Annotated in this window: 23 protein-coding genes; 10 read left to right on the forward strand and 13 right to left on the reverse strand. The window is 61.4% G+C overall.

The window, feature by feature from the left end:
- Positions 1-28: 28 nt before the first annotated feature.
- The 3 genes from ACEN9N_RS18925 (at position 29) to ACEN9N_RS18935 (ending at position 2,763) form a co-directional block, all read left to right on the forward strand.
- Entirely contained in the window at positions 29-1,003 is a 975-nt protein-coding gene (locus ACEN9N_RS18925) for a Bug family tripartite tricarboxylate transporter substrate binding protein (RefSeq protein ID WP_413333761.1), read from the forward strand.
- Positions 1,004-1,125: 122 nt separating this feature from the next.
- On the forward strand, positions 1,126-2,364 hold the full coding sequence (locus ACEN9N_RS18930) for a CaiB/BaiF CoA transferase family protein (protein ID WP_413333763.1): 1,239 nt from the start codon (positions 1,126-1,128) through the stop codon (positions 2,362-2,364).
- Between the two features lie 174 nt (positions 2,365-2,538).
- On the forward strand, positions 2,539-2,763 hold the full coding sequence (locus ACEN9N_RS18935; RefSeq protein ID WP_495654255.1) for a hypothetical protein: 225 nt from the start codon (positions 2,539-2,541) through the stop codon (positions 2,761-2,763).
- Positions 2,764-2,799: 36 nt separating this feature from the next.
- On the opposite strand, the gene tnpC is transcribed toward ACEN9N_RS18935, so the two are convergent.
- From tnpC to ACEN9N_RS18965, 6 genes are all read right to left on the reverse strand, one after another.
- Positions 2,800-4,320: an IS66 family transposase gene (tnpC, locus tag ACEN9N_RS18940; protein ID WP_495656404.1), complete on the reverse strand. Its 1,521-nt coding sequence runs from the start codon at positions 4,318-4,320 to the stop codon at positions 2,800-2,802.
- A gap of 108 nt (positions 4,321-4,428) precedes the next feature.
- Entirely contained in the window at positions 4,429-4,761 is a 333-nt protein-coding gene (tnpB, locus tag ACEN9N_RS18945; protein ID WP_495654256.1) for an IS66 family insertion sequence element accessory protein TnpB, read from the reverse strand.
- Entirely contained in the window at positions 4,758-5,105 is a 348-nt protein-coding gene (gene tnpA, locus ACEN9N_RS18950) for an IS66-like element accessory protein TnpA (protein WP_495654257.1), read from the reverse strand. The genes tnpB and tnpA overlap by 4 nt, the downstream gene beginning before the upstream one ends.
- Before the next feature lie 212 nt (positions 5,106-5,317).
- Positions 5,318-6,658, reverse strand: coding sequence for a metal-dependent hydrolase family protein (locus ACEN9N_RS18955; RefSeq protein WP_413335880.1), 1,341 nt, complete (start codon positions 6,656-6,658; stop codon positions 5,318-5,320).
- Between the two features lie 64 nt (positions 6,659-6,722).
- Positions 6,723-7,505 carry an alpha/beta fold hydrolase gene (locus ACEN9N_RS18960; protein ID WP_495654258.1) on the reverse strand — a complete coding sequence of 261 codons (783 nt, stop codon included), beginning with the start codon at positions 7,503-7,505 and terminating at the stop codon, positions 6,723-6,725.
- A gap of 8 nt (positions 7,506-7,513) precedes the next feature.
- Entirely contained in the window at positions 7,514-8,383 is an 870-nt protein-coding gene (locus ACEN9N_RS18965; RefSeq protein ID WP_413335877.1) for a fumarylacetoacetate hydrolase family protein, read from the reverse strand.
- 223 nt (positions 8,384-8,606) lie between these two features.
- On the opposite strand from ACEN9N_RS18965, the gene ACEN9N_RS18970 reads away from it, so the two are divergent.
- A complete protein-coding gene (locus ACEN9N_RS18970; protein ID WP_413335875.1) occupies positions 8,607-9,461 on the forward strand; it encodes a helix-turn-helix domain-containing protein in 855 nt (284 codons plus the stop codon).
- 93 nt (positions 9,462-9,554) lie between these two features.
- Here the strand turns inward: ACEN9N_RS18970 and ACEN9N_RS18975 are convergent, their stop codons facing one another.
- The 4 genes from ACEN9N_RS18975 to ACEN9N_RS18990 form a co-directional block, all read right to left on the reverse strand.
- Complete coding sequence (locus ACEN9N_RS18975) at positions 9,555-10,904, reverse strand: sensor histidine kinase (protein ID WP_413335872.1); 1,350 nt, start codon at positions 10,902-10,904, stop codon at positions 9,555-9,557.
- Entirely contained in the window at positions 10,901-11,575 is a 675-nt protein-coding gene (locus ACEN9N_RS18980) for a response regulator transcription factor (RefSeq protein ID WP_413335870.1), read from the reverse strand. Before ACEN9N_RS18980 ends, ACEN9N_RS18975 begins: the two co-directional genes overlap by 4 nt.
- 82 nt (positions 11,576-11,657) lie before the next feature.
- Positions 11,658-12,401 carry a phosphatase PAP2 family protein gene (locus ACEN9N_RS18985; RefSeq protein ID WP_413335868.1) on the reverse strand — a complete coding sequence of 248 codons (744 nt, stop codon included), beginning with the start codon at positions 12,399-12,401 and terminating at the stop codon, positions 11,658-11,660.
- Positions 12,402-12,610: 209 nt separating this feature from the next.
- Positions 12,611-13,903 (reverse strand): porin, encoded by a 1,293-nt coding sequence (locus ACEN9N_RS18990; protein ID WP_413335866.1) that lies wholly within the window; start codon positions 13,901-13,903, stop codon positions 12,611-12,613.
- Positions 13,904-14,090: 187 nt separating this feature from the next.
- On the opposite strand from ACEN9N_RS18990, the gene ACEN9N_RS18995 reads away from it, so the two are divergent.
- The 6 genes from ACEN9N_RS18995 (at position 14,091) to ACEN9N_RS19020 (ending at position 19,778) form a co-directional block, all read left to right on the forward strand.
- Positions 14,091-14,738, forward strand: coding sequence for a TetR/AcrR family transcriptional regulator (locus ACEN9N_RS18995; protein ID WP_413335864.1), 648 nt, complete (start codon positions 14,091-14,093; stop codon positions 14,736-14,738).
- A gap of 134 nt (positions 14,739-14,872) precedes the next feature.
- Complete coding sequence (locus tag ACEN9N_RS19000; RefSeq protein WP_495654259.1) at positions 14,873-16,036, forward strand: Gfo/Idh/MocA family protein; 1,164 nt, start codon at positions 14,873-14,875, stop codon at positions 16,034-16,036.
- A 7-nt stretch (positions 16,037-16,043) separates the two neighbouring features.
- Positions 16,044-17,228, forward strand: a complete 1,185-nt coding sequence (locus ACEN9N_RS19005) for a dihydrodipicolinate synthase family protein (RefSeq protein WP_495654260.1) — start codon at positions 16,044-16,046, stop codon at positions 17,226-17,228.
- Between the two features lie 12 nt (positions 17,229-17,240).
- On the forward strand, positions 17,241-18,257 hold the full coding sequence (locus ACEN9N_RS19010) for an amidohydrolase family protein (protein ID WP_413335860.1): 1,017 nt from the start codon (positions 17,241-17,243) through the stop codon (positions 18,255-18,257).
- 45 nt (positions 18,258-18,302) lie between these two features.
- Entirely contained in the window at positions 18,303-19,274 is a 972-nt protein-coding gene (locus ACEN9N_RS19015; RefSeq protein ID WP_413335858.1) for a Bug family tripartite tricarboxylate transporter substrate binding protein, read from the forward strand.
- Between the two features lie 186 nt (positions 19,275-19,460).
- A complete protein-coding gene (locus tag ACEN9N_RS19020) occupies positions 19,461-19,778 on the forward strand; it encodes a YMGG-like glycine zipper-containing protein (RefSeq protein WP_495654261.1) in 318 nt (105 codons plus the stop codon).
- Positions 19,779-19,874: 96 nt separating this feature from the next.
- On the opposite strand, the gene ACEN9N_RS19025 is transcribed toward ACEN9N_RS19020, so the two are convergent.
- The 3 genes from ACEN9N_RS19025 to ACEN9N_RS19035 all read right to left on the reverse strand — a co-directional run bounded on the left by ACEN9N_RS19025 (position 19,875) and on the right by ACEN9N_RS19035 (position 21,844).
- Entirely contained in the window at positions 19,875-20,714 is an 840-nt protein-coding gene (locus ACEN9N_RS19025) for an SDR family NAD(P)-dependent oxidoreductase (protein WP_413335854.1), read from the reverse strand.
- A gap of 39 nt (positions 20,715-20,753) precedes the next feature.
- Positions 20,754-21,383, reverse strand: a complete 630-nt coding sequence (gene trhA / locus ACEN9N_RS19030) for a PAQR family membrane homeostasis protein TrhA (protein ID WP_495654262.1) — start codon at positions 21,381-21,383, stop codon at positions 20,754-20,756.
- Between the two features lie 170 nt (positions 21,384-21,553).
- Complete coding sequence (locus ACEN9N_RS19035) at positions 21,554-21,844, reverse strand: hypothetical protein (protein WP_495654263.1); 291 nt, start codon at positions 21,842-21,844, stop codon at positions 21,554-21,556.
- Between the last annotated feature and the right edge of the window lie 145 nt (positions 21,845-21,989).

Genomic DNA, 21,989 nt, shown 5'->3' on the forward strand with positions numbered 1-21,989 from the left:
TCAGCCCCCATCCAAACGGAGACTTGAAATGCGATTCCTGTCATTGGCCAAGCTGTGCCTCTCTCTCGGCCTCGCTACGATGGCCGCCACTTCCTTGGCTCAAGGCAGCGCTGCAACTTTCCCTGCTAAACCCATCACGCTGGTTGTTCCTTATCCCGCCGGCGGCGTGGCCGACCAAACGGCGCGCGTCGTCGGGCAGAAGCTCCAAGATTCATTGCGCCAGCCCGTGATCATCGAGAATCGGACCGGCGCCGGCGGCATGGTGGGAGCTCGTGCCGTGGCGCGCGCGCCGGCCGACGGATATACGATTCTGTTGGGAGTATCAGGGCTGGTACTTCAGCCCCTACTGGTACGAAGTGCCACCGTGGATCCCTTCAAGGAACTGGCTCCTATCACCCTTATCGCTCGCCTACCCTTGTTGCTCGCCGTGCCGAAAAGCGGACCAACTTCACTTGAAGAGTTCGTTCGCCAGGCGAAGGCCAATCCCAGTCAATTCAGTATTGGCAACTATGGCGTGGGTACACCCTCGCAGTTGCTGAGCATCATGCTCAATCAACAAGCGGGATTGGATCTGCCCTTGGTCGCTTTTCAAGGAAGTGCGCCCCTGGCAACCAATTTGATAGGCCAACAGGTGAGCGCAGGTTTCCTGGACAGCGTCACCGCACGTCAATTCACAGAAAAGTTCCGCTTCTTGGCAGTGACGGGCACGCGACGGCTTCCGGGACTGCCTGAACTTAGAAACTTCCGTGAACTGGGTTATCGCTCGTTCGAACAGGATGGTTGGTTGGGCATTCTCGCGCCAGCAGGCACTCCCACGCCGATCATCACAAAACTTTCAAACGAGATGGCTCGCATCATCGCAACGCCGGAGGTCTCCGCGAAGATCGAACGCATGGGGATCAGTCCAGTGGGGAGTACTCCGGAAGAACTCTTGTCCGTGATGCGCAGCGATACCGAGGTATATGGGAAAGTCATTCGGAGCGCAAACATCCAGTTAAATTAAATGGCAAGTCGGCTGTGGGGCGTCTTCCCCTTCATCCGAGCTCGTTTCGCTACTCCAGCCCTCCGGCATGCCGTTCAAATGTCGCTGCGCGATTCTGCGAGCCCCTAAATTCAAGGTGACGAATGATGACTTCTATTGCTGTGAAGACATACCCGTTGACGGGTGTGCGGGTACTTGATTTGGGAACCATGCTCGCTGGTCCCGTGGCTGCAACACTTTTGGGCGATTTCGGCGCCGATGTCATCAAGATCGAACAGCCTGGAGGAGGCGACACGATCCGCAAGTTAGGACCGTTTGCAGATGGCGAGAGCCTCAGCTGGCACGTGGAAGGAAGAAATAAAAAGTCCGTAACAATCGACCTACGTGTACCGGCAGGGCAGAAGTTGCTCCTTGATTTGGCTTCTAAGGCGGACGTCGTAGTTGAGAATTTCCGTCCGGGGACGATGGAGAAATGGGGGATTGGGTATGACACGCTCAGCAAGGTTAATCCCGATCTAATTTTGCTCAGCATTTCTGGCTACGGTCAAACCGGCCCCTACGCTTCCCGAGCAGCCTACGACCGGATCGCATTGGCCTTCGCGGGCGTCTTAAACATCACGGGATTTCCAGACCGCCCGCCTGTCAGACCAGGGGTTGCAATGGCAGACTATCAAGCCGCACTGTTTGGTGCATTCGGTACCATGCTTGCACTCTACGGGCGAGATGCCGCTGGGGGCACCGGGCAACATATTGATCTGGCGCTCTACGAAGCGGTCTTCCGTTTTACCGATGTCATGGTGACCGCCTATGAAAAATCCAATACCAAACGGGAGCGCACGGGGAACAAGCACTTCGCTGCTGCTCCCGGCGATCATTTTCCTACTTCCGATGGACGATACATTGCGCTGACGGTGTCTGCGGACACAGTTTTCAAGCGGCTTTGTGAGCTCATGGAGATGCCGTCTTTGATCACGGATGAAAGATTCACCAGTCATGCCCGCCGTGTCCAAAATTTGGACGCCATCAATGCGATAGTTGCAGATTGGATTTATAAGCAACCCGTCGAGGTAGTCATGGCGTCGCTCGAGAAGGCAGGCCTTGCATTTTCCCCGATCCTGTCCGTGCAAGAAATCACGGAGGATGAACACTATAAAGCGCGCGGCAATATTGCGACAATGGAACACCCACGCCTAGGCCCGTTGAAGGTCCCAGCGGTCGTTCCAAGAATGTCGAATACGCCGACTCGCGAGTTTGAGCCGGCACCGGAGTTGGGCGAGCATACGGCTGAAATCCTTGCTGACTGGTTGGGAATGGATGCGCTTGCTATCGAAGCGTTGGCATCCGATGGAGTAATTACAACTCCGAAAGCTTTAACGGCCTGAACTCGGGCGTCGGGACGTTTAGGCTGCTGCTGCGCCTCGTTGCGGAACAGCACCATAGCGCCACTGCCGTTGCGCGCGCAGGCCTCCTTGATCTTGTTGACCAGTCGCATGCGTGATCGGTCCTGATCCTGGGCTGCATCTGCGAGCCCCTTTATCGTCGCGCTGGAATGCGGCGTGCGGCACGCTCATCGGCTCATGGATGCAACCGGGCTCCACCTTCACCATCCTGCAGCCGCAACGCCGATCAGCGCCGGCTGCATGGAATGGCGAACGCGAGGACTGCGCCCAGAGAGGACCTTCCCTGCCATCGACGAGAACTTCAATGTCAACGAGAACGTGCGTCAGTCGCACCCTATGCCAACACGTCCCAGATATAGCCGAAAGCGACGCGCGGCGTAAGCGCGCGGTGATCCCGTCTTGACGACGGTCCTTCGATCAGTGCACGGCGGTTGGCTGCCAGCGATGCGGCAGCAAATCTCCGACGCGACTGGCCGGCTGCGTGGGCAGCCGCTCGAGGACGTCGCTGAGGTACGCGTGCGGCTCATGTCCATTGAGCTTCGCTGACTGGATCAAGCTCATGATGGCCGCCGCGCGCTGGCCTGCCCGTAGCGATCCCGCGAACAGCCAATTCGATCGTCCGATGGCGATCGGGCGGATCTGGTTCTCCACCCAGTTGTTGTCCGCCGGCAGATCGCTGTCGTTGATGTAGCGCGTGAGCGCCTGCCAGCGCTTGAGGCTGTAGTCGATTGCCCTGGCCGTGGCCGAACCATCCGGCACCCTCTGCCGTTGCCCGGCGAGCCATTGCTGCAGGGCATCGGCCACCTTGTGCGACTTCTCTTGTCGTATTCGCCTTCGCTCCTCAGGCATCAATTCGGCGACCTCGCGTTCGACGGCGTAGAGCTCACCGAAGAACTTCAGCGCCTGCTCGCCGACCGGGCTGCCGTGATTGGCCCAGAGTTCGTGGAACTTGCGCCTGGCGTGCGCCAAGCAGCCCGCCTCGGTAACGCCGAGCTCGAAGCACGCCTTGTAGCCGCTGAAGTCATCGCACACAAGCGTGCCGCGCCAGCCATGCTCGCCCGGCAGCCCGAGGAAGGCGCGTGCATGCTGGCCACCACGGCTGTCGGCGAAGTCGAACACCACCGCGCGCAGCGCGCTGTAGCTCGTCGTGCAGTAGCTCCAGAGGTACGCCCGGTGTGTCTTGCCGTTGCCGGGTTTGAGCATCGCCACCGGCGTCTCGTCGGCATGCAGCACGCGGTCTTCGAGCATCTCGCGCTTGAGCGCGTCGACCAGAGGCTGCAACTGCACGCCGCACTGCCCGACCCAGCTGGCCAGCGTCGAGCGCGGGATGGCGACACCCGCGCGACCGAAGATGGCTTCCTGCCTGTACAGCGGCAGGTGATCCAAGTACTTGCCTACCAGCACCTGTGAGAGCAACCGAGCCGTCGGGATGCCCTTGTCGATGATGTGCGGGGCGACGGGCGCCTGCACCAGCGTCTCGCACTTCGTGCAGACCCATTTGCCGCGAACGTGGCGCTCCACCGTGAAGACGCCAGGCTGATAGTCGAGCTTCTCGGCCACATCCTCACCGATGCGCTGGAGGGTGCAGCCGCAGGCACAGGTGGTGCTCTCGGGCTCGTGGCGGATCTCCCGGCGCGGCAAGTGCGCGGGCAGTGGCTGGCGCTTGGGCTGCTGCTTCTCACGCTGCGCAGACGGCGCGGCCGCGAGTTCCTCCAGCTCACGCTCCATCGCCGCCAAGTCGGCGTCGATGGTCTCTTCCAGCAGGCTTTTCTGCTCGGCGTTGAAGGCTTCAGACTTGGCGGCGAACTTCAGCCGCTTGAGCACGGCCATCTCGTGCGTGAGCTTGTCGATTGCCGTCTGCTTGAACGCGATCTCGTGGTCTCGGCGCTCGATCTCGAGCTTGTCGGCTGCGGCTCCTCTTCTGAGCGAGAGGACCATCTCGCGCAGTTGCTGCGCGTCCAGTTGGTCAAGGTCGGCCGTGTCGATCACGGACGGTGATGGTGCCCCATCGTGCCCACCCACGCATCAGCACATTCGGCAATTGCACTACAGCACGCAGATCACCCCAGCTTCGCCGATACGCTGCCACGGCAGACCGAGCACCAGTGCATCGAACTGGGGAGGGGGCAGGCTGAGGGTGCTGCCGCTGTCCTTGGGCCAGACGAACTTGCCCTGGTGCAGGCGTCGTGCCGACAGCCAGATACCGATGCCGTCGTGCACCAGGACCTTCATGCGATTGGCGCGGCGGTTGGCAAACAGGTAGGCGTGGTGCGGGCGCGCGGAGCCGAAGACCCGCACCACGCGCGCCAGCGCCGCTTCAGTGCCCGCACGCATGTCCAACGGCTCAATGGCCAGCCACAGCGCGTCGACGCGAATCACCTGAGGATCTCGCGCAGCCAGGCGGCGCATTGGCTTGACGCGCTCAGCGGCCAGGTCACGTTCACCGCGATCGCGCCTCGGCGAAGCTCAAGGTGAATGTCATTTGCGACGGTGGGATCTGGCGCCAGCGTGAGCGAGACGAACTCGGCGTGCGGGTCACCGGCCTTGGAGGCGATACCTCCAGCGTCGACCATGCGGCGCCACTTGTGAACGAGGTTGGCGTTGAGGCCATGAGCCAGCGCCACTTGAGCCACAGACGCCCCGGGCTCTGCGCACGCCGCCAACACTTGCCGCTTCAGATCGGCCGCGTGGCGCCGTCGGCTCACGCGCTTGGAGTCTTCCATAGGTGTCCACCTAAATCCTTGGTGGACACCATCGTCATAGACACTAGGGCCAAGCTCAAGACGGGATCACCGCGCGCTTACCGCGCGGCGCGCCCAGAGCCGCTTGCACGTAGGCAACGCAACTGAGAAGCCCGACTGGATTGTTCCGAAATCTTCTCTTGCTCTGGCAAGTGCCTGGAGATTGGATGCCGCACACGCTCGTGCCACTGGCCTCAGGTCAGGTCCGCAAGCGCTTCCCTGACACCCTGCTCCCGCAACGGGGCGTCCGCGCCGTTTCGATGAAGCGCCGCATCCATAGGCACCGGCGTTACGCAGTCTTTGTGGATGACCCCATCCTTCATCACGAGCTGAATCTTCACCGGGTCCGTCAGCAGCCCGAGATTCGTCAAGGGATTGCCGTCGACCAGGACGATGTCTGCCAGGAAGCCCTCCTTCAGCTGGCCGAGTTCATCTGACCGCTGCATGATCTGGCCGCCGAGCCGGGTCGCCGCAAGCAAGGCCTCCTTCGGCGTCATGCCAATGTAGTCGACAAAATACTGAAGGTCGTTGGCATTGGTGCCGTGCGGCATCCATGCAAAGCCATAGTCACCGCCCGGAAGGATGCGGATTCCCCGCTTGTGCATTTCGCGCAGCGAGGCCGATGCAATTTCCAGCTCGCGCTTGTAGCCCATCTGCGTGGCCACGGCCTCGGTGATTCCGTATTCGGCGGCGTTGTAGGTGGTGCGGATCAACCAGCCAATACCCGGTGCGACAAAGTGCTTGTCCTTTGCAGCTTCGAGCATGTCCAGGGCTTCGGCATCGGCGAAACTGGCGTGATAGACCATTTCGATGCCGTGGCGCACGCACTGCTTGACCGATTCGCTGGACCGGGCGTGCGCAGCCATGCGCTTGCCATAGCGCTTGGCCTCCTGCGCCAGCATCGCCACCTCGTCCTCAGCAAACGGGGACATCTCCGCCGGCAGGCCCGCGATGTACTCGCCGGAAAGGTTGATCTTCAAATGGTCGACGCCATACTTGATAAAGGTGCGGGCCGATTTGCGGATTTCTTCGGGTCCGCTGCAGACGCTGCCGAAGCTCAATTCCTCAAATTTCATGTGCGGCAGCGTGTTGTCCCCGAGCGCGCCGATCGTCGTGATTTCCTGGCTGCCTGCGAGATAGCGTGGGCCGGGAAACTCCCCAGCGTCGATGGCATTGCGCAGCACCACGTCGAGCCGCGGCTTGGCCGCCGCTGCGCCAATGGCGGAAGTCCAGCCCATATCTAGATAGCGCTTGGCCACCCGTACGCACCAGAGCATGTGCTCCTCGGGTGGCATGAACTGGATTGCGGCGAGCGAAGGCTGGTCATTCCATGAAAAATGCGTGTGCGCCTCGGTCATGCCGGGCATGAGGAAGCGGCCCCTGCCCTCGATCACGCAGGCGTCGTCGGTGCTGACTTTCTGCGGTGCGCGCGCAACTTCGAGGATGCGCTTTCCTCCGACAAGAACGTCGCCCACATAGGGGTCTTCGCCGGTGCCGTCAAAGATGCGGACATTGGTGAATGCAGTGCGGGTCATGACATGTCTCCTCCGGTCGTGAATGCCGGAAATGGTGGATGAAACCTAATAATCTGGAAAAGAATCAGCGCAGCGATGCATGGAACCGCTCGAGTTCCTGCATGCAGCGTCGCGGCTTCTCGAAGGTGGTCCAGTGGCCGCAGCCGTCGAAGACCACCTGTCGCGATCCGGCAATGCGTGAGCTCATCACAGCGACATTGGCTGGCGGCGCGACGCCGTCCTGGTCGCCGGTCACGAGCAAGGTCGGTATGCCGATCCGCTCGATCCGGGCCGACTGCGCCGCAGCCAGCGCCTCGCAGCTTTGCGCATAGCCCTCGGGAGACTGGCGCATCACGCTTTCACGCACCAGCGCGAGCACCGCAGGCTGCTCGACCTTCGTCTCCCGGCTTGTGGCTGCCTTGACGATGGCATCGGCAATCTCCTGCATCGCCACCGCCCCACCACGCGCGATCGCCGCGCGCGCCAGGATGTTCGGCCTGGCCGCGTCAGGCGGCGCAACTAGCGGGCCGAAGAGCGCCAGTGACTTGACCTTGGAGGGATTGCGAACCGCGAGGTGCTGCGCAACGATGGTTCCAAGAGAGTGCGCGACAACATGCACCGTCTCGATGCCAAGCGCCGAGAGCAAGGCTTCGAGCTTCAACGCATAGCCTTCGATCGAGAGCGGCTCCTGCAACAGCGATGAGCGCGCACTGCCAGGCAGGTCCGGCCGAATCACTCTGAAATCTGACAACGCGGCAAGAAGCGGCGTCCAGGTGTTCGACGAGCCGCCGAGCCCATGGATGCACAGCAGTGCATCGCCGTCGCCATCGATCTCGACGGCTAGACCGTGGATGAGTTGTGTCGCCATGGTGCGGCTCAGACGAACTTGTTCTCGATGGCACCCAAGCCGTCGATCTCGACGCGCACCACATCACCGGACTTCAAGTACCGCGGCGGTGTCATTCCCATGCCGACCCCTGCCGGTGTACCGGTGGCGATCACGTCGCCCGGATACAGCGTGATGCCGCGCGAAATGGTTTCGATCAACATCGGAATGTCGAAGATCATGTTCTCCGTGGGGCCGTCCTGGCGCAGCTCGCCGTTGACCCAGCAGCGCACGCGCGCCCTGGTGCCATCGAACTCTTCCGCCGTCACGACCCACGGCCCCATCGGGCAGAAGGTGTCGAAGGACTTGCCGAGGTCCCATTGCCCGTGTCGGATCTGCACATCCCGCGCCGTCACGTCATTGACCACCGTGTAGCCAAAGATATGGTCCATCGCCGCAGCGCGCGTGATGTTCTTGCCGCCCTTGCCGATGATGACGGCGAGCTCGGCCTCGTAGTCGATCTGGGTCGAGACGCCGGCGGGAACCAGCACGTCGTCATGCGGACCGACCACGCACTCCGGTACTTTGGTGAAAACGATCGGCCACTCGTCAGTCTCAGCGCTGTTGTCCTTGAAGACCGAGGCCGAGAGTTCCTTGGCGTGTGCGTGATAGTTGCGCCCAACACACCAGAGATTGCGGCGCGGTTTGGGCAGTGGCGCATCGAGCGCTACGTCGCCCATCTTGATTTTGGGGGCGATCGATAAAGGCAGCGCGCCGCCGCCGGCCATTATTTCGATGATGCTCAAGATGCCCGCATCCGCCTGCGCGGACGACAGGTCGAGCGGCTGGATAGACAGTCCGTCGCCGGAAACCACGCCCACTTTGCGGGTGCCGTCGATGATGAAGGTTGCGATGCGCATTTCGGTTTGCTCCTGGGATTTGCCTTGCTGGCCGCGGCGCCAATGGAGGTGCCGCAGGGACGGATCAACTGTAGAAAAACGAGCCTTCGAGGGCTTATCGATGCATCCGGCGACGTATCGAAGAGTCGGGTGAAGTGCTAGGGAGTTACCCGGGGAGGGCTCCCTGCTAGACCAGTGCGGACGAACAATTGAGCCGTTGACCCATGATTCAAGGACCCGAAAGATGTCGGAGGCATACGCACTGCACGAAGGGGCGTTCGGTACGGCGATCGTTCTGGAATCACGTGCGAACCTAGTCGCGCACGCGCATTCGGAATCGCAGCTTGCGCTGTGGCTCGGCGGCACGCGCGCCGTCGCCCACGTGGGCAGCGAAGTCGTGCCCTATGGCGAGGACGTCGCGCTCGGCGTCAACGCCTTCGAGGCCCACGACATGGTCATGGAGAGCAGCGGCGGTTCCTGCCTCTTTCTGGTCTTCATGATCTCGCGGCAATGGCTGGACGACCTTGGAGATACAACAGGCCGCAGCTTTCGGTTTCCGTCGCCTCGCGTGCCCATCAATGCCGCGCTTCGCCGGTCGTGCTGGCGCGTGCTCGACCTGTTTATCTCCGCCCAAGACGCCCGTTCGTCTATCGACGGCGAGGTCGAACGCCTGCTGGAAGCGGCCATCGCGACTTCGACCACTGGCGCCGAGACTCCTGCGGTTCACAGGATGCTCGACCAACGGCTCCGCGGCGCAATTTCATATATGCGTGAGCATGTCTCCGAGATCACGACCATTGATGAAATCGCCGCCAAGGTAGGGCTGTCGCGCGGTCACTTCTTCGCCCTTTTCCGAGACCAGCTCAACACAACGCCACAAGTCTTCTGGAGCGGCGTGCGCGTCGAGGAAGCCATGCGGCGCGTAGCGGAAGGCAGCGCACTGACTCAGGTCGCCCTGGACCTCGGCTTCTCTGCGCCTGGAAACTTTTCTCGCTTCTTCAAGGAGCACACCGGAGTTTCACCGTCGATCTTCAAGCGGGCAGCGCGAGACCCTATGCCGGTGACCGTGACTGGAATTCCGCGAGAGCCACAAATCTAGCTGCATGTTTGCGCGACATGTTGGGGCAGGTTGCCCTCGCCGCTCCGGCCAAGACATCATCCTTCCCCAAGTCTTGCTCTTCAGTCTTCGTTCTCAAGCCCCAAGCCCGCCCAACTCCAGGCGCATGCTCGCCCCTCCAAGGTCGGATGACCCGACTTCGAGCCGCCCTTGATGAATGCTGGCCACTTCGGAAACGAGGTGCAAACCGAGGCCGGCTCCGCCCCCGCGGGCGCGAAGTCGGTAGAAAGGCTCGACGATCCGCCCGCGTTGATCCTCCGGAATGCCGGGCCCGGAATCGGACACCTCGATTGTCGCGGGTGGATAGACGCTGACACGAATCTCGCATCCTTCGCCACCATGTTCAATGGCATTCTGAATCAGGTTCGCCACCGCGCGCTCAATCGAAGTCACGTCGGCGCGGACGCGTATAGCATCGAGAGCATCGACCGCAATCGAACAGCCATTCATGACTACCAGAGGGGCCAGATCGCCGACCACCCGCTCGCAGAGCAGCCGAAGGTCGACGGAATCGATGGATGCTGGTTCGCGTGTAAGCCTTTGAAGATCAAGCAGTTGCTCAGCCAGTGTGGCCAATCGCGTTGTAGCCCGAAGCAGCCGCGGCTTGTCCCTGGTGTTTTGAGGCAAGGACTCGATCTGTATGCGCAGCGTTGCAATGGGAGTTCGTAGCTCATGCGCCGCGTCCGCCAGAAATCTTTCGTGACGCTTGTAGCCCTCGTCGAGACGATCGAAGGCTCTGTTGACAGCCGCCACGAGCGGCTGGATCTCGGCAGCCACTTGGGTCATTGGCAAGCGCGTTTCAAGGCGGTCGATGTCGATATGTTCCGCCTTGGCCGCAGTAGCTACCGTTCCTGCCAATCCGCGCCGGATGACAAATGGCGTAGCCACAAGCACCACCAGTGCTGTCACAAGCATGGTGGGAGCCACCAATACGAGGTAGGCCGTCGCTATCCATTTGAACTTGTCTACCAAGGACAGTGGCGCCCCAGCCTGCACCATGACGTTGACAGTTCCTCCATCTGTATCGATCCGCTCGAACCGAGCTGCAGGCCGACCGACGGATTCGGCGAGATCCAAAGCCGACCGCTCCTTGCCATCCAGGACCCGAAGCAACGCGACATAGCGTGAAGGGACATCGCCATGCCGCAACTCGTATCCCTGCGAGTTGCGCACTACAAACCAGAGGTTGGGTGCAGCGCCCAACAGCCGCTGCACTTCCGAGGTCGCTCCCAGCACAAGCTTTCCGTCGGCAGTGTGCTCGATCGACCTGCCGATGATCTGCACCGTACGTTCCCCACCTTCGTCCACGAATCTTCCTACCGCGCCGAAGATCGCAATCACGCCGAGAAGCGCCAGCAAGCTGGCGACAACCTGCAGGAGGACGAGATTTCCGACCAGTCGCCAGCGCAGGGATCTTGGTTTCATGCGGACGTTTTCAGCAGATAGCCGACCCCACGAATGGCGTGTATTTCCACGCCTGCGCCCGATTGCTCCAGCTTGGATCGAACTCTGGATACGTGGGCGTCCAAGGAGTTCGAGCGTATGTCATCCGCATCTCCATAAATGCGCTCCAGCAGCCGCTGCCGAAATACCGTACGGCCTGTCGACAGGAGAAGGGTTTCGAGCACCAGAAGCTCGCGTCGCGTCAAGGCAAGCGGTTCGTTCCCGACTTGGAACTGGCGTGATTCGTGGTCAAAATGCAGCCGTCCGGCGACACTAATCTGCTGCGCACGCACAACGGGGCGGCGCGCGAGAGCCCGAATCCGGGCCATGAGTTCGTCGATGGAGAACGGCTTGGCTAAGTAATCATCCGCGCCACGATCCAGGCTGCGAACCCGTTCCGTTACCTCGCCCATCGCGGTCAAGACCAGCGCTGGCGTTGACCGGCCGGAACCTCGAAGAAATTCAATGAGGGCAAGGCCGTCGCCATCGGGGAGGCCTCTGTCCACGATGAAGATATCGTGGTCAGCATCGATTGCGAGATGCATGGCTTCACGCAATGACGAGGCGATGTCCACCACCATCGAATTGTCATGCAGGGCGGACGCCAGCGCCTGCGCGAAATCGGAATCGTCTTCAACTACAAGGATTTTCAAGGGCGAACCATACTTTGGGTCAAACGAGGCTGGCTATCGAGCCCCATCCAGGCAAATCGGAGGCAGTTTGCCCGATCGAAGGTCAGTCCGCGAGTCGCCGGCCATCCAGCTGCTCCGCCAAACGCCTGGAGCGAGCCAGCCTTCCGGGACGTTGCCACATCGCGCGCCCCCACGGGCTCCACGCCGCGCGCCGCGCCAGGCAGGCCACGAGTATGCCCCCGGCCACGTCGACGAAGACGTGCTGACGGGTCGCAAGCGTCGAGTAGATGATGGCGAGACACCAGAACCAGTTGAGAGCTCGGACCCAATGCGGCGAGCGAATGCTCTTCAGCTGGCTCGAAATGATGTACCCGCTGTACACAGCGAACGCCACGTGCAGCGAGGGGAATGCGTTTCCGCTGGCGTCGGACTCTTTCAGAAGGCGGAGCATTGGAACTTGGGACCACTCAACGCCGAACGGCGGTGTAACGGTGGGAAAGAGCCAGAATGATGTGATGCCCAAGAGAGCAATGGCCAAGGCTCCCGCGGCGCAGGCGCGCAGCGCGCCTGCGTTCAACGCGAAGGCAGGGGCGAGTGATATGTAAAGCCAAAGCGACACGTAAGGTACAAACGCAAATTCGTTGACGCCAATCCATTGATCGATCCACGTCATTGGCATCGTGATCGCCCGGCCCGCCGTTTGTTCCATGGTCCAGAAGTACACAGCAAAGAATGCGGAGATTCCCGTGACCGTACCGATCATTTTCAGAAACCAGAGTGTCCGGATACGAAACCAGAGGGCTCTGGTCCAGGAAAAGGGCACGTGCGCAGGTTGGATGTATTTCATCTGAGATCCACAGGGGTCGGAGGGCCATCCTATGGACCGAGATTGCGCAAACATTACGCAGATCGGCGGGCAGAAACATTCGGCGGCGTCCCCGGGTGCGCAGCCGCTGTGTGGATCCCGGCCACAACCGCCAAAAGCCCGATTCCGTAGTGATCGGAACCTCGGTCCGTCACTGGCCCCTTTTGCGCAGCGCAGCCCTACCCGCCTGTCTAGAACGCGTGCCTCATGCCGAAGTCGTAGCCCGTCGCCGCGCGAGGCGCATAGCCCGAGGTGCCGGCACCGGTGGAAAGATAGCCTCCAGTACCGCCGGGGACCACTCCCATGATGGCCGGGCTGTTCTGCCCGTTCTTGATCCGGATCCGTGCCACTGTGGCATATAGCGCCGTGCGCTTCGAAAGGTTGTACTCATAGCCGATGGCAAGCTTGCGCACCGATGCATCGCGATCGGGTGCGAAGGGCGTGGCGGCGGCACCTAGGTCATTGTTGAACTTCACCCATGAGAAGGCCCCCTTGATCAAGCCAGCGCCAACCGGCACCGTGACGCCGAGCAGTCCGCCCTTGTACTTGTCGACCTCGCGCGTGGTGAGCAAACCGAGTACGGAGACAGGCGCGGTCGACACGGAAACATCACACACCTGCGACAACTCTCCGAAGAGCTTTAAGGTCCCGAAATCGTAAGAGGCGCCGAGGTTGAGTGTCTTGATCTTCTCGCGCAACCGGGTCCCGGTGGGCAGCCCTGCTGCGTTCAGCGTCGTCGCATCGGCAGCGGTGCTTTCGCCATAGGCCAGCGCCACATCCAGAGCTTGTGAGAGATATCCGAACCGCCCGCCGACGAAGCGGCCCTTCGCGCTCGGTGTGCCTGGCGCATTGCTCTGGCTTGTGTTCTCGTGCAGCGCATACTGGACCTGCCCATAGAAGTTGCCCAGCCCCCGCGGCAGGAAGTAGCCGATGCTGTTGCTGGTGCGCATGTAGTTGTCCGTCGCAGAGACAGCAGAGCCTGGCCCTTTCGCGACCTGCAGATTACTCCCCACGCTCGACACGACGTTGCTGCCGACTCCCAGCGTGCTGAACGGACTGAAGACAGCATCGTTCCAGTAGGTAGGCGTGTAGTCCCGGCCAAGACGGACTTCGCCGAAGGGCCCTGAGAGACTCAGAGTAGACCGACGGTTAAAGGCAATGACCCCGCCCGTACCGGCTCCAGTACCGGAGTCGTTGGCCAGCCCGGCTTCCATCCAGAAGGTCGCCGCCATGCCACCACCCAGATCCTCCGTGCCACGAAAACCCAGCCGGCTGGGTGTTGTGCCACTGTTGGAGAGCACGGTCTGGCTGCGTTTGATTTCCGCTGCGGGCAAGAGCAAACGGGTGGTGTTGCTATAGAAAGAACTGGTCGTGCTGTAGTAGCTGGCGCCGGCATCCACCGCACCAAACAATGTGACGGACGATTGCGCGATGGCTACACCTGCACAGGACAGCATAGTGACTGCCGCGATGGTTTTTTTCATGAAGTCTCCTCGATGGGTTTTGGGTGGGAAAGCGGTGGTGACAAGGTCAGGCCGGCCCATGGATTGGCCGCCCTCCTCGCCCCCTAGTTCACCATTAGTGAATTGTGAAATGAAAGTTCCTGCATGTCAGCCATACTTGCCTACGCATTAACCCTAGCAACTCACCCGCGGTGAGCGCATTGAAGAATTGCCCATGAAGACAGCGAGCACAGCAGAAGCCAAGACGCGCGACGCGGACCGTTCACGCAAAGCCATCCTCGAGGCCGCGAGAAAAGAGTTCTCGGTTCACGGCCTGGGCGGCGCGCGGCTGGAGCGGATCGCGGCGGAGGCCGGCGTGCACAAGCGGCTGGCGTACTACTACTTCCAGGACAAGGACGGCCTGTTCTCGGCCGTGCTCGAGAGCGTCTACGAGGAGATCCGGGATGCCCAGTTGTATCTGGACCTCAAGGGCATGGCACCCTTGGCCGCGCTGCGGCGGCTGGTCGAATTCACTTGGGACTACTACATTGCCCACCCCGAATTCATCATCTTCCTGAACAGCGAAAACCTGCACAAGGCAAGGCATCTGGCGGCCTCACCGCGCATCCGCGCGCTGAATTCCCCGCTGCTGCAAACCCTGTCGGATATCGTCGAGCGCGGGCAGAAGGAAGGCGTGTTCCGCGCCGGCATCGACCCCATGCAGCTCTACATCACGATCGCAGGCTGCGCTTACTTCTACCTGTCCAACATCCACACGCTCTCTGTCGGCTTCAGCTGCGAGCTTGGCAGCCAGAAGATGCTCACCCAGCGCATGCTGCACATCATCGACGTCGTCACCGCTTACGCGCTTCGCTAGCAGCAACGACGCGCGGGGACCTTGTCGGTCCCAATTTTTCGCCCCATAATTCACCAATAGTGAATTGAGGCAAGCATCCTGCATTCCGCCGACGGTGGCCCGGCTCCTGCGCCGCCCTTCAGAAATCTCCTCTTATGAGCACCCAACGTCTAGGAATCATCATGCACGGCGTCACCGGCCGCATGGGCATGAACCAGCACCTGATCCGCTCGATCTGCGCCATTCGCGCGCAAGGCGGCGTCACGCTGTCGAACGGCGACAGGGTCATGCCCGACCCGATCCTCATCGGCCGCAACGCCGAGAAGATGGAAGCGCTTGCCAAGGCCCACGACATCGCACGCTGGGGCACCGATCTCGACAAGGCGCTCGAGAACAAGGACGACTCCCTCTTCTTCGATGCCGGCACCACGCAGATGCGCCCCATGCTGCTGGCCAAGGCCATCCGCGCCGGGAAGCACGTGTACTGCGAGAAGCCGATCGCCACCAACCTGAACGAGGCCGTCGAGATCGCGCGCCTGGCCGAAGGATCCGGCTTGAAGCATGGCGCCGTGCAGGACAAGCTCTTCCTCCCCGGCCTGCGCAAGCTCGACATGCTGCGCCGCGCCGGCTTCTTCGGCCGCATGCTCAGCGTGCGCCTGGAGTTCGGCTACTGGGTGTTCGAGGGCGACCTGCAGCCCATCCAGCGCCCGAGCTGGAACTACCGCAAGGAAGACGGCGGCGGGATGATCCTGGACATGATGTGCCACTGGCGCTACGTGCTGGACAACCTGTTCGGCGAAGTGAAGTCGGTGAGCTGCCTGGGTACCACTCACATCCCGAAGCGCTGGGACGAAGCCGGCAAACCCTACGAAGCCACCGCCGACGATGCCGCTTATGCCACCTGCGAACTCAAGGGCCACAACGGCGAGCCGGTGATCGCGCAGATCAACATGAGCTGGGCGACGCGCGTGCGCCGCGACGACCTCGTGACCTTCCATGTGGACGGCACCGATGGCTCCGCCGTCGCGGGCTTGTCGAGCTGCCGCGCGCAGAGCCGCGTCGCCACGCCGCGCCCGGTGTGGAACCCCGACGAGAAGCAGACCATGAACTTCTTCGACCAGTGGCAGGAGATTCCGGATTCGCAGGTCTACGACAACGGCTTCAAGATCCAGTGGGAGCACTTCATTCGCCACGTGGTCGAGAACGAGCCCTACAAATGGACGCTGCCCGAAGGCGCCAAGGGCGTGCAGCTGGTCGAGGCCGCACTCGAGTCGTGGAAGGACCGCCGCTGGGTCGACGTGCCCGCGCTGAAAGTCTGAGGCAGGCATGGCGCTTTCGCTCACCCTCCCCACCGCCGGCGGCACGCTCGCACCCTACGCGCTGCGCGGCATCGCTCCGATCAAGTCCGATGCGGGCGTCAAGTTCAACCGCATCGCCTACTCGGCCGCGCACGTCGTAGCCGACCCGCTCGCGGCCATCGACCCATGGCTGCAGTGCGCGGTCGACTGGGACACCACCATCGCCTACCGCCGCCACCTGTTCTCGCTGGGCCTGGGCGTGGCCGAGGCCATGGACACCGCGCAGCGCGGCATGGGGCTCGACTGGCCGACCTCGCTGGAGCTGATCCGACGCTCGCTCGATGCCGCGAAGGACGTGCCGGGCGCGCTGGTCGCTTCGGGTTGCGGCACCGACCACCTCAACATCGACGACGTGAAGAGCGCCGACGACGTGATCCGCGGCTACGAAGAGCAGATGGCCGCCATCGAGGCGCTCGGCGGCAAGCTCATCGTGATGGCCAGCCGAGCGCTGGCCCGCGTGGCCAAGAGCCCGGCCGACTACGAGCGCGTGTACGACCACATCCTGCGCCAGGCGAAGCAGCCGGTGGTGCTGCACTGGCTCGGCGACATGTTCGACCCGGCGCTGGCCGGCTATTGGGGCACGAAGGATGTCGATGCAGCGATGGACACCGCCGTGGGCATCATCGCGGCGCATCCAGGCAAGGTCGACGGCATCAAGATCTCGCTGCTCGACAAGGACAAGGAAATCGCGATGCGCCGGCGGCTGCCCCAGGGCGTTCGCATGTACACGGGCGACGATTTCAACTACGCCGAGCTGATTGCGGGCGACGGGTTCGGAAATGAGCCGACGCACGGCCAGAGCGACGCACTGCTTGGCATCTTCGACGCCATCGCTCCCGCCGCGAGCGCCGCGCTGGGCGCACTGGCCCAGGGCCGCACCGAGAAGTTCCACGCGATCCTCGGCCCCACGGTGCCGCTGTCCCGCCACATCTTCGCGGCGCCCACGCGCTTCTACAAGACCGGCGTGGTATTCATGGCCTGGCTCAACGGCCACCAGAAGCACTTCACGATGGTGGGCGGCCAGCAGAGCACGCGTTCGCTGCAGCACTTCGCCGAGTTGTTCCGGCTGGCCGATGCGGCCCATCTGCTGGAGCAGCCGGAACTGGCGGTCCGGCGTATGAAGAACCTGATGTCGACCTACGGCATCGAATGACGAAAAGCAAGAATGCGAAAAATCGACAGCTACGCACACATCCTGCCGAAGGCTTACTTTGACAAGATGGCGGAAATCGCAAAGGACAAGGGAGCCATCAAACGGTGGCTCACCATCCCGGTCCTCTATGACCTAGACGCACGCTTGAAGATGATGGAGGACTTTCCTGGGTATCAGCAAATCCTCACGCTTTCGAACCCTCCCATCGAACTCATCGCCGGGCCCGAGATCTCGCCCGAAATGGCGCGCCTGGCCAACGACGAGATGGCAAAGATTCGCGATGCTCATCCGGACAAGTTTCCGGCGTTCGTCGCATCCTTGCCGATGAACAATGTACCGGCAGCGCTTGAGGAGATGGAGCGCGCGATCACGGTGCTCGGCGCACGTGGAATCCAGGTCTTCACCAACGTCAATGGGCGCCCTCTGGACGATCCGGATTTCTGGCCCATCTTCGAAACGGCAAGCAAGAAGTACGACGTGCCGGTGTGGATGCATCCGGCCCGTGGCGCTGGCATGACGGACTACGCGAGCGAGGAGAAGTCGAAATACGAGATCTGGTGGACCTTCGGCTGGCCTTACGAAACCAGCGCGGCAATGTCTCGCATGGTCTTCTCCGGCTTCTTCGAACGACTCCCCGAACTCAAAGTAATCACGCACCACATGGGCGCAATGATCCCGTACTTCGACGGACGCGTCGGCCCCGGTCTCGACCAGTTCGGCTCCCGGACATCGGGCGAAGACTACGAAGGGCTGCTCAAGCGCATGAAGAAGCGCCCCATCGATTTTTTCAAGATGTTCTACGTCGACACGGCATTGGCGGGCGGCAAGTCGGGGATTCGTTGCGGATTGGACTTCTTCGATCCGAAGCAGGTGGTCTTCGCAACTGATTGCCCCTTCGATCCGGAAGGGGGACCGATGTTTCTGAGAACCATTCCCCAGGCGATCGACGAACTGAATCTTCCACAGGACGTACAGGACGGCATCTATTTCGGCAACGCCCTTCGCTTGCTGAAGATGAATTGCTGCTGAGACGGCGCCAAAAAGACCGAGCTTCAAATCATCCGGAGACAAACAATGAACAAGAGAATCTTCCTGCAAGCGATCGCAACCGCTGCGCTATGTGCTGGAAGCATCCCGGCCATCGCGGACAATTATCCCTCGCGGCCCGTGAAAATCATCGTGCCGTACGTGGCGGGCGGCACCGTGGATCTGGTGGCCCGGGTGTTGGCACAGAAGCTGGGGGAGCAGATGGGCCAGCCGTTCATCGTGGACAATCGCCCTGGTGCCAGCGGATCCATCGGAAGCGACATGGCCTCCAAGGCATCGCCCGACGGCTACACACTCCTGCTTCAATCACCGACGCTTGTCGCGAGCCCTTTTCTCATGAAGAAGACGCCATACAACGTGAAGACCGACTTCACGGCGATTTCTCTGCTGGGGTCGGTGCCGATGGTGGCCGTGGCAAACCCGGCTGTGCCGGGCAAGAATCTGCAAGAGTTCCTCGCGGCGGCCCGCCGCGAGCCGTCAAAGTACGCGTTCGGAACTTCAGCCATCGGATCTCCGATGCACCTGGCGCAGGAGGCAATCAAGCGAGACGGCAAGCTCGACGTGCCCATCGTCATCTACAAGGGCACGGGCAGCGCACTCAACGATGTATTGGGAGGGCAGATCAGCATGATCATCGACGCGATCCCGTCTTCTGCTCCCAACATCGCGGCCGGCAAGCTCAAGCCCCTCGCCGTCACCACGCGCGAACGCCTGCCCTCCATGCCCAATGTGCCGACGGTCGCGGAATCCGGCTTTGCCGGCTTCGAAATGGTCAGCTGGTACGGGCTGTGGGCGCCGCCCAGACTACCTGCAGCGATCCTTGAGCGGCTTTCGGCGGAGGTTGCCAAGGCCATGCGCTCTCCGTTCGTAGCCGAGCGCCTCGAGCCGCAGGGCTTTGTGTCCTCCCCGAGCACTCCGGCCGAATTTTCCACTTACATCGACAAGGAAGCAGCCACTTACGAGCGCATCGTGAAGGACGCCAAGATTCAGATCGACTGATCGTCACACATCAGAATGGAAGGCAGATGATCTCGTGCGACGTCAATGCCACCTGACGTAATGAGCGCTGACCCGCGGGGCAACACCTTTGCAATGTTCGCGTAACCCTTATCGGTAGTCTTCTCGTCAATCTCCAACCGATTCGCAGATCGCGGGCCGTGCGGCGATCTTATAAGGAGCTGAAAGATGAGGTTGAATGGCAATCTTCTAGTGCTTGCAGTTGCAGCGGCGTTGACGCTCACGCTGACAGGCTGTGCAGTGGATCGACATGAACGACGCGCTGCAATCAAAGGAGCTCTGATTGGCGCAGCTGGAGGCGCTGCGATCAGTGCAATGACTGGCGGAGACGTGGCTGCAGGAGCTGCGATCGGAGCGGCTGGTGGTGCCGCTGTAGGTGTCATAACTCATGAGGGGCGCGAACGCCGCGTCTACAACGACGGAGGTCGCCGCTATTGGCAGGACGACTACGGCCAGCGGCGCTATTTTCCAGACGGCTATCGTTGACCGAACTGGGCTGGCCTGAGTTGAACAGCCAGCGCAGTTCGATGACGCACGGACTTGGCGCCGTCAAGCGAGCCTGCCGCTCCCCCGGAGCGGCTCTCAATCCGTGACTGGCAGCATAAATCGACCCGTCGGTCGTCCTAGGGTCTCCGTATAGAGCCGAGGCTGCTTGCCGTCCAGGTCCTTGATGCCATACGCCATACCCAACTCAGCCGAGATCAGCGTCTCTCCCGACCTATCAAGCTTCGACGGATCACGCCACAGCCGTTCGATGACCGACCCCGTGAACTCAGGCATTTCGAAGTTGGACAGATCAGCCGCAACTTGGGGAGGGAGGTGTTCGCGCGGGATGGACTTCAGCACGTCGGTGAGGATCAGCCCGGGCCAGATGGATACCGCAGTCACGTTGTACGGACGAAGATCCACCGCCATGTCGAACGTCATCTTGTCGGTACCGGCCTTTGCAGCCCCATACGCTGGCCCGCAATGGTAAGACACGGCACCATAAAAGGAGATGTTGGCGATCAGGCTGCCACCAGTCGCGACCATCAGCGGCACCGCGTGGTAGGCGGCCACGTAATTTGAGCGAAGCCCAATATCAATCATGTCAGCGAGAGCGAGCGGCTTCTCCCAGAAGGGCCCCGGCTTGGCGAGCGACCGAGCATCGACCGCGGCGGCATTGTTGACGAGGATGTCCAGGCACCCTGCCTCCATCTTGATGCGCTCGAAGAGCATCTTCACTTGCGCGTCGTCGGCGTGATCGCACATCACGGGTATGCCTTCACCACCGACGGAATTCACCTCCTCAGCGGCATCTTCGAGTGGCTCAAGTGAGCGCCCAGTAATGTAGACCTTGAAGCCTCGGCCGCCAAGCGCCCGCGCAATGCCTCGACCGAGCCCACGACTCGCACCCGTAACGACCGCAATATTGGTTTTCATCTTTGGGGTGACCCTCACCGCAGTGCGCGGATCCGCTATTCAACATGCTCGAGAGGTTACCTGGGATTGCGAGCGGCGCCTACGGCACACCTTTATGCCCGTCAATCTTGCGAGCAGGGCCTGACAAATTGCCGCGGACATCCAACGGCCACCCGGGGGCCGAAGGAGCTTCAGGATCATTTCGAGCAGTGCCGCCGGCCATATGATCACAAGCAGAAAAATACCCCAGCCGCCACCCAATGCCACTGCGAACGGCGTGTATGTTCCCGCGATCAACAGATAAATCGCACAGTGATCGAGGATCCGAAGCGTAGCCTTGCGAGCCTCGCTCGTACTGCAGTGATAGGCCACCGAAGCCGCATACGTCACCAACACCGTGCCGATGAACGCGATCACAGAAAGCGTCGGGGCAGCAGAGTCAAGAGCGCTACTCCGGACAATGAGCCAACACCCGAGCACGAGGAAGATTGCGAGACCAGCTGCATGTGTCGTCACGTTCATGCGTTCGCCTGGCGGTATCGCGCTGACCCAGCGCGACAGCCACATCGGCCGACGATCTACACCAGGGCTGCTCCGGTTCGCATCGGATCGCGCGCAGACCTCTTCAGATTGGCCAGCATGCGCCGCACGGGCAGTCTCGGTCGGGGGGGGTAAGTGCATCATTTCCATCTATTCAAGAAAAGCGACAGCGGCGCAGCGTCTTGGGCTCGGAAGCCGCACGCTAACGCGTGCGCTGAGCACAATGACAAGGATGGTGGAATGAGTCGCTCGCACTTGCGGAACTCAGTATCAATCCATCGCCGGCCGGCAGCGTTCGATCAAGCAGCGCTAACCCGCAACTACCGGTATGCACGGCTTCCCGGGGCTTGAAGCAGGTTCGGCACGCAGTTGGGGAGGAAGCGCTTCTGAACAGCCGCCTCGCTGATGGACGCAGCCAGCTCGGCTACATCTTCGATCAGCAGGATTTTCATGAAAGACGTCTCGCTCAACAATGGACGAGCATTACATCTACCGAACATTGCGGCAACGTAGCGCGTCAGCGAATCGATCGCGACAGGCGCCCAATCGAGAAAAGTGAGGATTGAAAAACCGATTGCGAAAATCGCCAATAGAACAGCGCCGTTGCACATGTGGCAATGGAGAAGCTCAGATTGGGAATTGCAACGCCGCAAATAGCGGACCAATCTTTGTCCGCGACCTGCTAAACGGACACGTGCCCCGATCCAAGCTGAAGCACGGCTGAAACCGCGGCGTCGCTAATTTTCGCTATCGAGG

Source organism: Variovorax sp. Varisp46 (genome assembly GCF_059491885.1).

Coding starts and splice junctions, on each gene's coding strand:
- ACEN9N_RS18925 (WP_413333761.1), top strand. CDS start 29: ATGCGATTCCTGTCATTGGCCAAGCTGTGCCTCTCTCTCGGCCTCGCT.
- ACEN9N_RS18930 (WP_413333763.1), top strand. CDS start 1,126: ATGATGACTTCTATTGCTGTGAAGACATACCCGTTGACGGGTGTGCGG.
- tnpC (WP_495656404.1), bottom strand. CDS start 4,320: ATGGTCCTCTCGCTCAGAAGAGGAGCCGCAGCCGACAAGCTCGAGATC.
- tnpA (WP_495654257.1), bottom strand. CDS start 5,105: ATGGAAGACTCCAAGCGCGTGAGCCGACGGCGCCACGCGGCCGATCTG.
- ACEN9N_RS18955 (WP_413335880.1), bottom strand. CDS start 6,658: ATGACCCGCACTGCATTCACCAATGTCCGCATCTTTGACGGCACCGGC.
- ACEN9N_RS18960 (WP_495654258.1), bottom strand. CDS start 7,505: ATGGCGACACAACTCATCCACGGTCTAGCCGTCGAGATCGATGGCGAC.
- ACEN9N_RS18965 (WP_413335877.1), bottom strand. CDS start 8,383: ATGCGCATCGCAACCTTCATCATCGACGGCACCCGCAAAGTGGGCGTG.
- ACEN9N_RS18970 (WP_413335875.1), top strand. CDS start 8,607: ATGTCGGAGGCATACGCACTGCACGAAGGGGCGTTCGGTACGGCGATC.
- ACEN9N_RS18975 (WP_413335872.1), bottom strand. CDS start 10,904: ATGAAACCAAGATCCCTGCGCTGGCGACTGGTCGGAAATCTCGTCCTC.
- ACEN9N_RS18985 (WP_413335868.1), bottom strand. CDS start 12,401: ATGAAATACATCCAACCTGCGCACGTGCCCTTTTCCTGGACCAGAGCC.
- ACEN9N_RS18990 (WP_413335866.1), bottom strand. CDS start 13,903: ATGAAAAAAACCATCGCGGCAGTCACTATGCTGTCCTGTGCAGGTGTA.
- ACEN9N_RS19000 (WP_495654259.1), top strand. CDS start 14,873: ATGAGCACCCAACGTCTAGGAATCATCATGCACGGCGTCACCGGCCGC.
- ACEN9N_RS19005 (WP_495654260.1), top strand. CDS start 16,044: ATGGCGCTTTCGCTCACCCTCCCCACCGCCGGCGGCACGCTCGCACCC.
- ACEN9N_RS19010 (WP_413335860.1), top strand. CDS start 17,241: ATGCGAAAAATCGACAGCTACGCACACATCCTGCCGAAGGCTTACTTT.
- ACEN9N_RS19015 (WP_413335858.1), top strand. CDS start 18,303: ATGAACAAGAGAATCTTCCTGCAAGCGATCGCAACCGCTGCGCTATGT.
- ACEN9N_RS19020 (WP_495654261.1), top strand. CDS start 19,461: ATGAGGTTGAATGGCAATCTTCTAGTGCTTGCAGTTGCAGCGGCGTTG.
- ACEN9N_RS19025 (WP_413335854.1), bottom strand. CDS start 20,714: ATGAAAACCAATATTGCGGTCGTTACGGGTGCGAGTCGTGGGCTCGGT.
- trhA (WP_495654262.1), bottom strand. CDS start 21,383: ATGGAAATGATGCACTTACCCCCCCCGACCGAGACTGCCCGTGCGGCG.
- ACEN9N_RS19035 (WP_495654263.1), bottom strand. CDS start 21,844: ATGTGCAACGGCGCTGTTCTATTGGCGATTTTCGCAATCGGTTTTTCA.